Genomic DNA, 16,822 nt, shown 5'->3' on the forward strand with positions numbered 1-16,822 from the left:
GGGAGGTGGTGGAATTCACCGTCACCATCACCAACGATGGCCCGGATACCGCCACCAATGTGGTCCTGACCGGCCTGTTGCCGGACGGCCTGTCGCTGATCTCCTTCGATGCCGCCACCGGGACCTACAACGCCATGACCGGGCGCTGGTCTGTCGGATCTCTGTCGAGCGGGGGCAGTACTACTCTGGTCATCAGCGCATTCGTCGAATCCGGCTTTGCCGGGCAGACGCTGACCTTCAATACCAGCGTCGCAACATCGGACGTGATCGATCCCGCTGCCAGCGGGAATGATACAAGCGAGTCAGTCGAAGTGCAGATTACAACCGGTGGCGACGGCGGTGGCGGCGGCGGCGGTGACGAACCACCTCCGTCGGTCTTCGATCTCAGCACCAATGTTTCGCTGATCAGCGGCAATAGCCGTCCAGCCGAAGGGGACGAGGTCACTTTCCGTGTTACCGTCCTCAACACCGGCAACGTCGATGGCACCGGGGTCAGCCTCGATACGGAGTTGCCCGCCGGACTGGAACTCCTCTCCTTCAGCGCATCGGGCGGCGTCTATTTCAGCGGTAGCGGTTTCTGGTCGATTGGTTCCCTCGGAGTCGGTGCCGGGGCCGTACTCGACATCATTGCGCGGGTCAGGCCGGGCACTTCGGCGGATACGCTCACTTTCTCCACCACGGCGGCCAGCGGCAGCCAAGCCGATGCCTTCGCCAACGACACCCTGAGCGATTCCGTGACGGTACTGAACGAGACGGACCTCGTAACGAGGGTTACCCGTCTCAACGACGCGGAACCGCCCAAGGAAGGCGATGAGATCACTCTCCGCATCGAGATTACCAATGCCGGCCCCGCCCTGGCGACCAATGTTGCGCTTTCGCAGGTACTGCCTGAAGGGCTGATATTCGTTTCCGCCACTGCGTCAGCCGGAACCTATGACGAGGCGACGGGAAGCTGGTCGGTCAACGAGATCGAAAGCGGGGCGGTGATCACGCTCGACGTTACCGCCGAGGTCGAACCGGGGCAGGCAGGCGAGACGATCAATATCGATATTGATCCGCCGACCGCCGATCAGGAAGATCCTGGCACCGACGGGGATGATGGCGGCGAGGAGATCGAGATCGACAACAATGCCGATCTTGTCACTACGCTCATCCTCCTCGAGGGCGATCCCAACCCCGAAATCCTCGACACGCTGGTGTTCCAGATCGAGGTAACCAACAATGGCGCGGCACAGGCGCGCAACCTCAGCGTTACCGCCGAACTGCCTCCGGGTCTGACCTATATTCTCGATACCGCCAGCCAGGGCTTCTACAATTTTGGCACCGGTGAATGGAGGATCGACACGTTGGACAAGGGTGCCAGCGTCACGCTCGAAATAACCGTCGCTGTAGAGGAAGGTTATGACGGTCAGCCGATCACCCTCACGGCGACGCCGACTACCGATCAGGCCGATCCCGAGCAGGCGGGGGACGATCTTGAAGAAACGGTCAACGTCCAGCCTCTGCCGCAACCCGATCCTCCCGCTTCCGACCTCGATGATAACTGGGAGTTGATCCTCGCGCTGCTGGCGATGGATGCCTACAACCGTGGCTACGATCCTGGCCTCGATGTTCCGGGGGTAGGTATCGCAATCGGCGATATCGTGATTGGCGCAGACAGCGAACAATTGCTCACTGGCGGCGGTCAGTCGCAGGGATTTTACGCCATTTCCTATGCTTACGATGGCGAGACGATAATTTCTTATCGTGGAACAGATGTTCTTGATTTCAGTTCGGCCAGCGACGTCTACACCGGTTGGACTATCGGCGCCGGGGAATACGGCCTTGCGCTTGCGGAGATTCCATTCGCGGGCAATGCGGCCAGCCAGGCAGCGAAAACCGTGGAATTCTGGGAAGCGGTTGCCGGACAGTCCATCTACGATCTTGGCGGCGCGAAGCCGATAACGACCGGACACAGCCTTGGCGGTGGCCTCGCAGGCTATGCCGCCTTTCTCTCGGGATCGGCCAGCATCGGCTATGATCACATGCCGTTCGGGGCTGCTGCGCTGGTTGCGTTTCATGGCGAGGTGACCAAGCGGGTCAATGAATTCAATGCCGACCCGGACAACGAAGACAACCAGATTCCTGCCGATTACGAGATTACGGAAGACTTGCTGCTGCGGCTGGGGATGCACCAGCCGAGCTATGACGATTTCCGCGGTGTTTCGCTCGAAATTGAAGTGAATGCGGGGCTTCGCAACGGCGTGATCGCTGCGACCCTTGGAGCCGTGGGTGACGCCCTGCTTTCGGTCGTTTCTCCCACTCTCGGCACCATTATCGGCCTCCTGGGCGATGCAATTGCCGACGGGCAGATTGAAGCCGAATCCAATATCGAGCAGAAGATTTTCGATACCCCCGGGTGGACCAACATCAACCCGATCGATCGGCACAGCATGGCCTTGCTGGCAATGTTGATCTGGGCCGAACAGCAGGAGGCGGCGGACGCCGATTTCGGCAAGTGGAAACTGGGCGATGTACCCAACCCCGCCTTGTGGGCCCTGTTCGACAATTCGCTGGCGGCAGAGGCGGATGCGGATACGGCGCTTTCAGGCGTAAAAGTCGACAAGGGCAGCTTTGCCGATGCGATGGCCAATGCCATTGCCTATTCAATTTTCGATAGCGGCGAGCGTCCGTTCGGCGACACCGGCGTGCGCGCCATGTTTGGCGACTGGGGCGATCTGGGCGGCGTGCTCGACAATCCCAATTACAGCGCCTTCTTCGATTCCTTCGTCCAGATGAACTTCAGCGGCCAGAACTTCACTGGCCTGCCATTTACTCTGGACGTGAGGTCTGCGCTGGCGCGATTTGCCACGCAATATGCAGGCGCACTGGCAATCTATGCTGTCACCGACCCAGTTGCGAAGGAAGGCATTCTTGCCGTCAGCGAGGACGAGCGCACACTGATATTCGATGCGTCGGATTTCTACTGGGTGGATGGCATCGGCGCCGATATCGATCCGATCAACATTGCCGAATTCCGCGACGCCGTGTTCGCTCAATCGGATTCGAACATCTTTCAGACGGTCGCCCGCTGGCTTGGCTTCGGCGATGCCGAAGATATGGCGTTGATCGGCTGGAACGTTGCTGACCAGGAAATTTTCAACCGCTTCCACATGGCGACCACTGACGAGGGTGGCGCCTATGTTCTCGACACGCGCGAATTTGGCAGCCTTGGGAACGTTGAGGTCGATGTGTTCGTCGGCAGCAGCGAAGACGAAGAGGTAACCGGAACCGATGACGAGGATGCGATCCTTGGCGGTGACGGCAACGATATCCTGCGCGGCGGACTGGGCGATGACCTTCTTGCCGGTGGACCGGGCGACGATATCCTTGACGGCGGCGAAGGGGCAAACCGCTTTCTGGGCGGCGACGGCGAGGATACGGTCGAGTACAAGAGGGGCACCACAGGGGTTGTTTTTACCCTGACTGTCGCCCCCGACGATGTGCCCGGGATCGAAGGTGTTTTCGATTATCTGGTGCAGTTGCACGTCGAAGGCACCAACGGCGAAGGCGATGTCGTCGACGACGTGCTGTTCGGCATCGAAGAAGTCACCCTGACCCAGTTCCGCGATGTCGTAACCGTCGGCGCAGACCAGGTGTTCGATTTCCTGCGCGACCAGATGGTAATCGACATGGGCGATCCGTCCGGAACAGGCAGTGATGGTGACCAGCTCATATTCGACACCCGCGACACGATCTTCGGCCCTTCGGGCGTCTATTTCCGCAATGGCTACGCGCAGGAAGCGGTGTTTAATTCGGGTGTTTATTCGGCAACGAACCTTCTCAATGTAATAGGCCTTGGACTTACCCAGCCCGCAGCGGTTTACACGCTGCTGCTGGCCGAAGACCTGCTGTGGCTGAGCGACAACATCCGCTTTACCGGCATCGACAATGTCACGTTGACGCAAGACGATGACCGCTTCGTCATCGACGGTTTCGATGAGGGGAGTTTTTCCGGGAGCGGCGAGATTCTGGGCTTGGGCGGGGACGATGTCTTTTACGTCTCACCCCTGTCCGGCCTTCCGGCGGGCGATTTCACCATCGATGCGGGCGAAGGTGACGATATCATCATTGTCGGCGGGCTGAACCCGATAACGAGCGCAGGCGGCCTGGGTCGCGACCTGGTCATCAATTTCTCGGTCGGCGGCGACCTGTTCGGCGATGTCATTACCGGCCAGGCTGTAGATGCGGACGGCAATCCGATCTCGGTAGTCGAAGACAGTTCCAACGCCGACCATTTCTGGTTCGCACCGAATACCACCATCCACGATCCGCAGCGCGATGATATCCTGAGCTTCTATGGCATTCCGCTGAGCGGAGGCGATGCGGGTGCCACATCGGTCGCCTGGTCTATCGGTGCGATGACCAAGAGCATCGATGTCCTTGGTGCAGTAGCTGATGCGACCGCCTTTGCTGCCTTCACCACAAACGCGATCGGGCTCGGAAGGGTATTCTACGACACCTACCTGCCATTCATGGCCTGGACTGCGCCGTCCAAATCGACCGTCTTTAGTTCGGACGCAGATGAGAAGGCAAATGTCGTCCTCGTCAATATGACGGACGTCTTATTCCAGATCGCTGCCGGCGTGATCGTGAACGATGTTCTGCAGATTGGCGACGGTGAAGCCGATTTCACCGGCTATCAAGGCATTGTCGGAATGGAAATCCGCTTTGCCGATAGCATTTTCGGCGACAACATTTTTGGCAACCTGTTTGGCTTTGCGAGCGGGCAACAATCTTTCAATCAATCCGTCATCAACGAGACTGGCGATTTCGGCACCTTGTTCAGCTTTCCGAATGCGCTTTCGCTTATTCTCGGCGGGATCGGTGCGTTTGCCACCCAGATCATCAAGGCGACGCCTTCCGCCGGTATCTGGCTTGAAGCGCTCAAGGCCTATGGCTTGGCTGATCAGGCCCTCTGGCTGGCGAGTGCGAGCATCCGCCAAGCCAAAAACCTGACCTGGGCAGCAGGGGGCGATCCTCTTGTTATCGACCTTGATGGGGACGGTCTGGAATCGATCAGTGCCTTCAACGATAGCCGGTTCTTCGATTGGGACAACGACCAGTTCAAGGAAGCGACCGGCTGGCTTGGCCGGGATGACGGATTTCTGGTGTTCGATCGCAATGACAATGGCCGGATCGAGAACATTTCCGAAATGTTCGGCAGCACCGAGACCAGCGGTTATGCGGACCTGGCCGTATACGACCTTGTCGAGAATGGCGGTAATGGTGACGGCCGGATCACCGCCGACGATGCGACCTGGGGCAGCTTGCAGGTCTGGCGCGACCGGGACAGCGATACGTTTACCGACGCTGGCGAATTGCTGACGCTGGACGAATTGGGGATCGTTTCGCTCAGCCTTGCATCTTCTCCGCTCGATATTACCACGCCGCAAGGCACCGACCTGCTTGCGTTCGGAGACGTCGAACTGGCCGACGGGACGATCCGTCGGATGTTCGAAGCGGTGTTCGAATACTTCGATTCGCGGACGATCTACGGCGGTGAGGCCGGCCTGGCGCCGTGGCAGAACGGGACCGAAATCGAGAGCAGGGGCTACGGGTCGCTGACCAATCTCGGGGTTGCAGCGTCGAACGACGTCAATCTGCTCGAGATTGTCAACGATACAGCCGCTGCGATGACCACGCCGGACTTGCTGGTCTTGCGGCAACAGGTTGGTGCCATTCTGAGCTATTGGGGCCAGACGCAGGTCCTGACGAAGGAACTGATGCCGGTCCTGTTGCAGGATGACGGTGCGGGCAATATCAGCCTGATTGATCGCGGCATCTATGTCGAGGATACCACAGGCGGATACTGGACGCTGGCGAGCGGCGATCCGGTGCTCGACCCGGTCGGCAACATTATCGCACGCCCGACGCTGGAAGACGTCATGGATATGGGCACTGCCGCCGGTCAGACGTGGCAGGTTGAACAGGCGTGGTCTCCTGCGGATCGCGGTGAAACGCCGAATTTCCGCGACGAAGCTCCCTATCTCGGAGAACTGATCGACGGCCGCTTCGTGGTCGTCGATTACGGCATCCAGAACCCCGACGGAAGCTGGCGGCTCGCTTCGGGCCGTCCGGTTCTGGACAGCGCGGGTGATCTGATTGCGGCCCCGACGCGCGCGGATATCTTGGCGCAGTCGAAGGAACCTGCGCAGGAATGGCGCACGGAGACCATCGGTTTCAATCCGAACGCCAATATTGATGTCGAGCATATCGGGGTGCGTTTCACGGACGGGATCGTGACGGATTACACCGTGCGGGTGACCGACCAGGACGGTGAGTTCTATGTCTGGGCCAGGAATCTCGATCGGGCGCTGGAATTGCAGTTCAAGACCGGCGATTCGCGCGAATTCAACCTGCGCAATTTCGAAGTCGATTTCGCAAATCTGGACGAGGTTAATTCGCGCGAAGACAGCACCTATCGCGTCGAATTGCTGACGCCCGGACAGTTCCAGTTCGCTACTGCGCTTTCGGGCTACGATTTCCAGCAGGAAATGCTGACCGCAACGCTCGACAATTCGACCGGGCTTATCGACTACAAGGTTGCCGAAGGCGGCTCCTATTCGCTGTCGCAAAGCGAATATCAATCCGTTGTGAAGCCCATGATCGAACTGGTCAGCACTTCGGTGGCGCAATACGTGCTTACCGCAATGCGGATGAGTGTGCGCATAGCGATGCAAGGCGGGCTTTCGGACTTTTTCGACGGAGTCGAATACAATCTTGAAGACGACAAATTCCGTCCGACTACCGAACGCGAACTGGTGCCCCTATTCGAAGCAATTTTTGCTGGTGCGCCTGCGTCAAACTTCGATGACGCAGTCTATGATTACCTGATCAATTGGCAGGATGTTCTTTCTCAATTCTATCCCGATTACAAAACTGGCGAAAAGCAGTATTTCTTCGATCCGGGATTGGAGCTGGATCAGGCTTTTGTGTTCCAGATGATTCTGGCCGCATACGAGAATGTCCCGATCGATCTGGATATCTACGCCATAGCCAATGCGTTGGCGGTGGATGAAACGCGGATCGTTGAGCAGGACCCGCTCAGCACGTCTACGCGCGGCTCCACCGGGGTGGATTTCTTTGTCCTCGGCGAAGGCGACCAGGATGTCGTCGGTGGCTATGAACGCAATGCGATGGAATTCGATCCGGGCCTGCAAGGCAGCGATTTCTATTTCGTCGGGCGCACTCCGGGCAATGACGTCATTTATGATGCCGATCTCGGTGCTGATGACCATCTGCGTTTTGCCCACCTGACGCCTGCAGATGTGAAGGCCGTGCGGGATGGGGAGGACATGATCCTCTTCTACAACGACGGTGCCAATTTCATCCGGCTTGAGGATCAGTTCCTCGGCGAATTGAACCAGTTCCTTGGCAACGGCCAGCAATTGCAGACGGGGGTAGACGCCATCATTTTCGCCGACGGCACGGTGTGGGACCGCTATCGGATGTCCTTTGCCGTGGTCGATTTCGAGCGGGCGGAACTGGATGAATCCGATCCCTATATCGGTTCCGGCTCAGGCGATATTCTGTTCGGCGGCAAGGGCAACGATTTCCTCAGCGGCGGCGCGGGCGGCGACACCTACATCTACCGCGAGGGTGACGGTCACGACGTGATCGACGATGATGGCAATTTCTCCTTTGGTCCGATTACGGCAGCTCCGGATTTCCTGATGTTCCGCGGGGACATTACCGAGGACCGCCTGCGATTGAGCCGCGATGGCGAGAGCGATGATCTGCTCATCACCGTCCTCGATGCCAATGGCGATGTCACCGGGGACAGCATTACAATTGTCGGCCAGTTCGGCGGCGTGCGACTGGGGCTTGGCCTGTTCGGCGAGCTGCTCGGCAGCGACGAGGGGCTGGATTACATCGCCCCGAACCTGATCGAAAGGATCGTGTTCGAGAAGGGTGCGACGCTCGATTTCGAAACCGTGGTCCAGCGCGTTATCGACAGCGCCAAGACCGAGAACGACGATGCCATCTACGGTATGCTCAACGACAATTCGCTCAATGGCGGGGCAGGGGACGATTTCCTATCCGGTCGCGCAGGCGTCGATACCTATATCTACGGGCGGAATTACGGGCAGGATGTTGTGCTCGACGCGGATTTCTCCGCCGCACTATTTGCCCCGCCAAAGGACGACTACCTCACATTCAAGGACGATCTGCGCTGGACCGACTTCGATTTCCTGCGCAGCGGGCGCGAGGATACGCTGCGCTTGCAGGTCAAGGGCACGACCGACCAGCTGATCCTGACCGACTACCTCGAATATGTGTTCCTGATCGGCTATACCAACCTGGTCGAATTCATCGAATTCGGTGACGGCACCGAGTGGTCGTGGATCAAGCTGCTCCAGCATTATGTCGAAATCGCCAAGACAGATGGCGACGATCACATCTACGGTTTCGAACTGGTTTCGGACCGGATGGACGGCGGCTTCGGCAATGACCGGCTGGAAGGCCTGTCGGGCAACGATATCTACGTCCTGGGCGCGAGCTACGGTACCGATACTGCGTTCGACGAAGGCGGCAACGATCAGATCGAATTCGTCGGTTTTGCTTCGGACGAGGTCGAATTCACGCGCACCGCGCTCGATCTCATCATCACGGTGGTGGCGACTGGCGAACGGATCATTCTGGAAAACCAGTATGTTCGCGACGGCCAGCAGGCCTTTGCCATTGAATCCTTCGTCTTCACCGATCAGACGCTGGATTTCACCAATTTCAATCCCGAAGATATCGATCTGGTCGGCACCAATGCCGATGAAACGATCATCGGGTCCAACTTTGCCGAGACCATCGACAGCCGCGGCGGCAACGATATGCTGATCGGCGGCGATGGCGGCGATACCTATCTGTTCGATGTCGGTTACGGCAACGATACCATCACCGATACCCGTGTACGGGCGCACTGGAACGACCGCCGCGGCTTCAACGTGCCTGTGCGCGATATCATAAAGTTCGGTGACGATATCAGGCTCGACAACGTCGTCTTCACCAAGGACGGCGACGATCTGGTGATCTCGGTCATCGGCGCAAGCGACACGCTGCGGGTGCGCAACCAGTTCCTCAATTCGGACAACGGAGTGGAGCGCTTCGAATTCACCGCCAGCGGTGATTTCCTGACGATTTCCGATGTCGAGGAGCTGCTCGCCATCGTCGGCGGCAATCGCGGTGACAACATCATCACCGGCATCATTGATGCTGAAAACACGCTCGACGGACGGCAGGGCAACGATACGCTGACAGGCGGCAATCTGGCCGATACCTATGCTTTCAGCGCGGAGTATGATTTCGACAGCATTGTCGAGCGCCCCGACAATCCTGCGGTAATCGACCGGATCGTGTTCGGCGCCTCGGTGCGGCGCGACGATCTGGTGATTACCCGCAACGGCAACGATCTGCTGATCGATCTGGGCAGTGGCAATGACGTGATTACGGTGGTCGGCGCGTTCACCGGCACCAGCGTGGAGGAATTCCACTTCGCCGACGGCTCTGTGCTGACCTTCGACCAGTTGATCGACATCATGCTGGCGGGCACCGCCGGGGACGACAATCTGCTCGGCCTCGACAACCGCAACGATACCTTCCTCTCCAGCTCTGGTTCGGACGCGATGGCCGGCGGCTTGGGCAATGATACCTACCATTTTGGCGTCGGCGATGGCGACGATCTGATCAGTGACAGTGGCGGGATAGATTCCATCGTTTTCGGCACAGCGCTGGCACCGGAAAATGTCACCTTCCTCAATGTCGATGGCGATCTGCTGATCAAGATCGACGGGCAGGCTGACAGGCTGGTGGTGCTGGGCGGCTATCTCACAAGCCCGGTAGAGAGCTTCCAGTTCGCCGATGGCAGCGTGTTGACAATCGAGCAGGTGCGCACGATCATCCGGGCCAATCTTTCCAACACCGGGCAGGACCTGCTCGACACCCGCAATTTCGAAGCAGGCGTGCAGCTCGAACCGGGGACCGGGTTCGATCGGGTCATCATGGGGCAGGACCGGGTGGTGTTGCTGCGCCCGGGGGACGGACTCGACACGCTCGAAATGGGCGCGGGGGTCACTGCTGCCACGGTCATTTTCGAAGGCCTGGTTTCCAATTTCGTGCGCGTGCGTCAGTCGGCGACGGACAGCAACGACCTAATCTTCACCTTTAATACCGGAGATCAGTTGCTAGTGCGCGGCGCTGCCGGGACCGGCGTAATGCCGACGTTCTATTTCGCTGACGGCCAGGTGTGGGGCAAGACCGAGCTGATCCAGGCCTCGATCTTGAGCCAGCAGAGTGCGCAGGATGACCGTGTGCGCGGCAGCGACCTGGCGGACGAGATGGCTGGTGGGCGTGGAGATGACCTGCTGCTCGGCGGACTGGGCAACGACGGTTATTTCTTCACCCTTGGTGATGGCAACGACGTGATCGAGGACAGCGGCGGCGCGGACCGGCTGGTGCTGACTGGCTATCGTGCCGAGGACCTGCGGGTCGAACGGCTGACCAGCGGCAGCACCGATCTGCGCATCACCTTTGCCACCGGCGACGATTCGATCATCATCCGTGCCAACGTGATCGAGACCATCGAATTCGCCGACGGCAGTTCGATCACCGCTACCGCGCTGCTGGCACTGGCGGACCTTAATGCCGGTGACGGCGATGACCTGCTGACCGGCAGCACCGGCGCGCAGGTGATCGATGGCGGACCGGGCAACGATCTGATCCTTGATGGCGAAGGGGCAGACACCTACCGCTTCGCGCTGGGCGACGGGCAGGACCGGATCGGCGCGCGCTCTGCGGCAGACGGGTTCGGCGAGATCGTGTTTGACGCCGCCATTGCGCCCGCCGACCTTACCGCCAGGTTTGATGTCGATGGCAACCTGGTGCTGCTGGTGGGCAGTGGTGGTGATCGCATTACGCTGCTGTTCGATTCCGCGATCGATCCCGATGCGCCGCTGGGCACGCTGCGCTTTGCTGACGGCACCACGCAGTCCATCGCCGCGCTGGCGGCTGCGCTGCTGCCGAGCACCGGCGACGACATCATCAAGGTGCCGACGCCCGAGCTCAACGCCGGAGGTGGGTCTGGCCAGAACCTGTTCGGCGAAGCGGGCGACGACCTGCTCGAAGGTGGGCGCGGTGATGACGTGTTCGACGGTGGCTCGGGCAATGATCTGCTGACCGGGCATGACGGGGCCGATACCTATGTCTTCGCGCGTGGCGATGGGCAGGACACCATCATCGACCGCGACACCGATACCGGCGCGGATGTGGACACGCTGCGCTTTGCCGCCGGGATCGTGCCTGCGGATATCCTGTTCCTCGAAACCGGTCCTGCTGATCTGGTGATCGGAATTGCCGGGACCGAGGACCGCGTTCGGATTGTCGATTTCTTTGTCGCCACCTCCCCTGATCGCGGGATCGAACAGTTCCTGTTCGCCGATGCGACGGAGTGGAATTACGCGGCCATTCTCGCTGAAATTGCGGCTGGCAGTGCGGGTGACGATGCGATCGATTTTGGCACCACGCTCGATACTCCGGTCAATTTCGCCGCCACGGCGGGCGATGACAGGCTGGCGGGCGGGCTGGGCGATACGACCTATCGCTTCGGACGCGGTTCAGGGCGCGACACGATTGTCGAAGGTTCGTTCAGTGTTTCGATAGACCGGCTGGAACTGGCCGCGGGAGTGCTTTCGACCGATCTCGTCATCACCGCCGATGGCAGCGATCTGATCATCCGCATCATCGGAGACGATGCCCAGTTGCGGATCGTCGGCCAGCTCGCCAGCGGGCACGCGCGCATCGATTCGGTGCTGTTCGCTGATACCACCCTGTGGAACGCAGGCACGCTAGCAGCGCAGATTATTTCCGAGGATGAAGCGCAGGCGCTGCTCGATCCTTCGGGCAGTTCTGCCAATCCCTTTGCCGATCCCGTTTTCAGCGGCGGCGGCACGCCTACGCCCACCCCCACGCCCACCTCAAGCGGCCCCGCCGATCTGGGCGCGGAAGTCGTTACCGGCACCATTGGCGCCACCGACACCTGGCGGCTATTCGTGTCGGTGCTGGACGATGCGGCGGGCTATCCGGTCATTACCGATTTCACGCCCGGCGACAGCGGCGACATTATCGATGTGCGGCTGGGCGAAGGACTGACCGGAACGCTTGTGGCGCTGTCCAGCGGCAGCGATACCATCGTCTATTTCTCTCCCGCCGATGCTCCCGGCCTGCCGGGCCTGCGCCCGCTGGCCAAGCTGATCGGTGTCGCGCCGACGCAGCTCACGCTGGTCAACCTCAATGGCTCGGCGCTCGAAATCGCCACCAACCGGACACTGACCGGCGATGCCAATGCCAACACGTTGACGGGCGGCTGGGGCAACGACACCCTGAGCGGCGCCAACGGCAACGATGTGCTCGACGGCGGCCCCGGAAATGATACGATGTTCGGCGGCAACAACGACGATATCTATCATTTCGGGCGTGGGTCCGGGGTGGACAGCCTGGAAGACAACGGCGGCGGCTTCGATTTCGTGGAAATGGGCGCAGGGGTGCTGCCCGGCGATGTGCGCGTTACCATCAGCGGCAACAGCCTGATCCTGACCATCGTCGATACCGGCGACCGGCTGACGATGGTCAACACGCTGAACGCTGTTTCCGACCAGATCGAGGAAGTGCGCTTTGCCGACGGCACGGCGTGGACCCGGTTGCAGATGCGCGACATGGCGCTGGTCACCCAGTTCATCGGCACCGGCGCGGACGAGACTTTCAACGGCACCGCCAATGGCGAAGTGTTCGACGGCCGCGCTGGCAACGATACAATTTTCGCCAGCAGTGGCAATGACGATATAACCGGCGGGACCGGGGACGACTATCTGAGCGGATCGACCGGAGACGATACCTATCGCTTCAGCGCGGGGTTTGGGCTCGACAGGATTTCCGACGCCAGCAGCACCAATACCCTCGGTGACACGGTGGTCTTTGATGCGACAATCGATCCCGCTGATCTGATTGTGGAGCAGGAGGGTTCCAGCCTGGTGCTTTCTTTCGTCGGCAGCAGCGACCGGCTGATCCTCGAAAACACGCTCTCATCCACAAGCTATCGCATCGAATTCGTCACCTTTGCCGATGGCACGGTGTTCACCCAGCAGCAGCTGATCGCGCTGGCCTTGGTAGCCACCGATGGCGACGACGATTTCAGCGGCAGCTTTGAAGCCGATGTGTTGAGCGGCGGTGCAGGCAACGACCGACTGGTCGGCAATGCCGGTTCCGACCTGCTGACCGGCGGCAGCGGCAACGACGAACTGCAGGGCGGATCGGACGGCGACACCTATTTCTTTGCTCCCGGCTTCGGCAGGGACCGGATCACCGACTTCGGCAATTCGCTGGGCGATGTCATCGAGTTCGGCGCAGGAATTGCGGCAGGCGATCTCGAATTCGAACTGTCCGGCAGCTGGGATCTGGTTATCCGCGTGGCTGGTACTGACGATGCCATCACCATCGTCAACCAGCGCAACAGCACCAGCTACCAGATCGAAACGATCCGCTTTTCAGACGGTTCGACGCTTGACCTGACAGCGATTGTCAGCGGCCTGATCGCGGCAGGCGGAACTGCGGGCGATGACATCATCTACGGCTCGCTCAACGTCGATACCTTGGATGGGCTGGCGGGCAACGACACAATCTATGGCAACTCCAGCGATGATTCCATTACTGGCGGACTGGGTGCCGATTACCTCCAGGGTGACGCAGGTGACGATACCTATGTCTTCAACCTGGGTGACGGGCAGGACACGATCTACGATGGATCGAGCACCAATACGCTGGGCGATGCGATTTCGTTCGGTGCGGGGATCGCATCGACCGACCTGATCGTCGAACGGGTTGGCACCGCCGACTTGTCGATCCGGATCGCAGGGACGAGCGACCGCATCCTGATCCGCAACTATTCGGATTCCAGCGGCAGCATCGAGCGGCTGCTGTTCGCTGATGGCACGGTGCTCAACGCGGAAGCCATTGCCCGCCTGATCGAAAACGACAGCGACGATTACATAAATGTCGGTGACAGCATCGGCCATTTTGTGTTCGGTGGCGCCGGTGACGATATCATCGATGCCAGTGGCTGGTCGAACTCGCTCAATGTGATCGAGGGCGGGGCGGGCAACGATCTGATCACCGGTAGTTCAGACCGCGATACCTATCGATATGCGCCCGGCTTCGGGCAGGACATCATCACCGATTCCGGCTGGTCGCATTCGAGCAATGCCGACCGCATCGAGTTCGACGCCAGCTACCGCTCCAGCGATCTGGTGGTGCTGCGCGCGGCCAACGGTGCCGATATCATCCTCACCTTCACCGGCAGCGACGAGCGGATCACCATCCGCGACATGCTGCTCAGCACGAACAATTACATCGAGCAGGTCGTCTTTGCCGAAAGCGGGCTGATCTATACGGCGGCGCAGATCATCGCGCTGGCCGTGCCCGAAACGCTGGGCGCCAGTTTGAACGGCGGCGGCGGGACCGGCAATCTCCATTTCGGTTCTGACGGCGATGACACGATCACAGGCCCAGTTGTCGACGGCGAGTTGCAAGGTCTGGCAGGCAACGATCTCCTGCTGGGACAGGACGGCCACGACATTCTGGATGGCGGCACTGGCAACGATGACCTGCAAGGCGGTGCCGGCAATGATGCCTACCGCTTTGCTCCCGGTTTCGGGCAGGACGTCATCAGCGACGATGTCGGCTTTAACGTGGTGGTATTCACTGCGGGCCTGCTGGCGACCGACCTGGTCATCGAGCTGGACGGCGACAACCTGATCCTGTCCTTCGCCGGTGCTAATGACCGGCTGACCATCGTGGGCGGCGCACAGGAAGGCGAAAGCGCAAGTGCGGCGATCAACGAACTCTATTTTGCCGATGGCACGATCATCACCAAGGCGCAGATGATTGCCGATGCCGTACCGTTCAATCAGGACGGGGTCACGGTAACCGAGCCGACGATTATCGACGATGTCCTGACCGGCACCGAGGGCCGTGAAGACCTCTACGGCAATGAAGGTAACGACGAGCTCTATGGCCTGGGTGGCGATGACTATCTGGTCGGCGGAGATGGCGATGATCTGCTCCACGGCGGGCGCGGCTTCGATTACCTTTATGGTGATGAAGGGACCAACACCATCGTCCTCGAACTGGGCGATGGACTCGATTACTTCTACCAGGCCTATTCGGGTGGGGAGTCCGGTGGTTCGGACAACATTCTCCATTTCGGCCCCGGCATCGCGCCGGAAGACTTGCGTTTCGAATGGAAGCAGGACGGCCAATACCGGAATTACCTGCTAGTCCTCGCCGGGCCGAATGACGGGCTGTACACTCGGCTCTCCGCTACGCTGGACGCTGGCACCGGCGAGATCACGCTGAACGATGTTCCGCCATTTTCCGCCATTACGTTCGCCGACGGTCAGCCCGGGCTGACCTTTGCCGATGTGCTACCGCTGATTGTCCCGACCTATTCCAATGACGTCGACGGCGCCGATACCGGACCGGGCGAAGTGTTCACCGGCACCGACGGGGACGACCAGTTCTTCGCCATTACCGGCAATAACATCATCTCCGGCGGCGGCGGGATCGACTACCTCGAAGGCGGCGATGGCTTTGATATCATCACCGGCGGCAGCGGCACCGACTATCTGGCCGACTACGGCGGTGGGGCCGAGTTCCACTTCTCCATCGGGTTCGGTCACGACTGGATTGATGCCGAGCGCAATGGTCCGCTTGCCACCTCGATCATCTTCGAAGCGACAATTGCCCCTGCCGATATTTCGGTGGTGCAGGACGATGGTGAAAACATCATTCTGACGCTGACTGCCACTGGCGACACCATCTACATCTACAGCATGGCCAGCCTCGGTTCTGACTGGGGCGTCGATGAGGTTCGCTTCGCCGACGGCACAATATGGACGCACAGCATCGTGCTGGCGATGGCGACCGTCTATTCCGAATACGGATACTTCGAAGCGTCTTACGACTTCACCGGCGGGGCGGGAGACGATGTGCTGACATCGTTCACCGGCGCATCGCTGATGCAGGGTTTCGCTGGCAACGACATCATTACCGGCAGCTATTCGGACGATCGCATCATCGGCGGCACTGGCGATGATCTGCTGATGGGCGATGACCGGGATGATAGCTACGTCTTCGGCCTCGGCTTCGGGCAGGATATCATCGACGATTCCGGCTGGGCTGTTTCCGGCAACGTGATCGAATTCGACGCCACAATTGCGCCTGCCGATATCCGTATCGAATATGATGCGGCTGCTTCATCCGATATCGTCATCCGCGTCATCGGGACAGAAGATCGGATCACCTACCTTAACGGCGCCGGGTTTGAAGCGCTGAGCTTCATCCGCTTTGCTGACGGGACCGAATGGAACCAGGCGGAAATTCTTGCCCGCTCGGTTCTGCCCTATTCCGAAATCGTTTCCTCACCCGCCAGCGATGATGTGCTGACCGGGACTGCGCTGGCCGATACGCTCAACGGCGAACAGGGCAACGATACGCTGATCGGGCTGGCCGGGAACGATGTCCTGACCGGCGGCAGTGGTAACGATACTTTTAATGCCGGACCGGGGATCGACCAGGCTTTCGACGCGCGCGGGAACGATACCTATCTGTTCGCGCCGGGTGACGGCAGCCTGACGATCACCGACAGCGACGGCAGCGATACGATCAGTCTCGCAGCGGGAATTCTGCCTGCTGACGTCACGGTACGTCAGGGGCTCGATCCGGCGGACATCGTCCTGCT

General features: G+C 59.9%; 15 pseudogenes. All 15 read left to right on the plus strand.

The features are described from left to right. The first annotated feature begins 134 nt into the window (after positions 1-134). The 15 pseudogenes from JY451_10760 (at position 135) to JY451_10830 (ending at position 16,658) form a co-directional block, all read left to right on the plus strand. Positions 135-656, plus strand: a pseudogene (locus JY451_10760) (DUF11 domain-containing protein). 312 nt (positions 657-968) lie between these two features. Next, positions 969-1,397, plus strand: a pseudogene (locus JY451_10765) (DUF11 domain-containing protein). A gap of 174 nt (positions 1,398-1,571) precedes the next feature. Then, positions 1,572-3,425: pseudogene (locus JY451_10770) on the plus strand (hypothetical protein). A gap of 234 nt (positions 3,426-3,659) precedes the next feature. Then, a pseudogene (locus tag JY451_10775) lies at positions 3,660-8,384 on the plus strand (hypothetical protein). A gap of 87 nt (positions 8,385-8,471) precedes the next feature. Further along, positions 8,472-9,161, plus strand: a pseudogene (locus JY451_10780) (hypothetical protein). A 411-nt stretch (positions 9,162-9,572) separates the two neighbouring features. Beyond that, a pseudogene (locus JY451_10785) lies at positions 9,573-9,917 on the plus strand (hypothetical protein). A gap of 777 nt (positions 9,918-10,694) precedes the next feature. Beyond that, a pseudogene (locus JY451_10790) lies at positions 10,695-11,231 on the plus strand (hypothetical protein). A gap of 141 nt (positions 11,232-11,372) precedes the next feature. Further along, positions 11,373-12,512 (plus strand): annotated as a pseudogene (locus tag JY451_10795) (hypothetical protein). A 141-nt stretch (positions 12,513-12,653) separates the two neighbouring features. Beyond that, a pseudogene (locus JY451_10800) lies at positions 12,654-12,923 on the plus strand (hypothetical protein). 135 nt (positions 12,924-13,058) lie between these two features. Then, positions 13,059-13,337 (plus strand): annotated as a pseudogene (locus tag JY451_10805) (hypothetical protein). Between the two features lie 348 nt (positions 13,338-13,685). Next, positions 13,686-14,033: pseudogene (locus JY451_10810) on the plus strand (hypothetical protein). A 582-nt stretch (positions 14,034-14,615) separates the two neighbouring features. Next, positions 14,616-14,963: pseudogene (locus tag JY451_10815) on the plus strand (hypothetical protein). Next, positions 14,964-15,218, plus strand: a pseudogene (locus JY451_10820) (hypothetical protein). A 696-nt stretch (positions 15,219-15,914) separates the two neighbouring features. Beyond that, positions 15,915-16,205 (plus strand): annotated as a pseudogene (locus tag JY451_10825) (hypothetical protein). Then, a pseudogene (locus JY451_10830) lies at positions 16,185-16,658 on the plus strand (hypothetical protein). Before JY451_10825 ends, JY451_10830 begins: the two co-directional pseudogenes overlap by 21 nt. Positions 16,659-16,822: the final 164 nt, after the last annotated feature.

This window comes from Erythrobacter sp. (assembly GCA_019739335.1).
Classification (GTDB): Bacteria; Pseudomonadota; Alphaproteobacteria; order Sphingomonadales; family Sphingomonadaceae; genus Alteraurantiacibacter.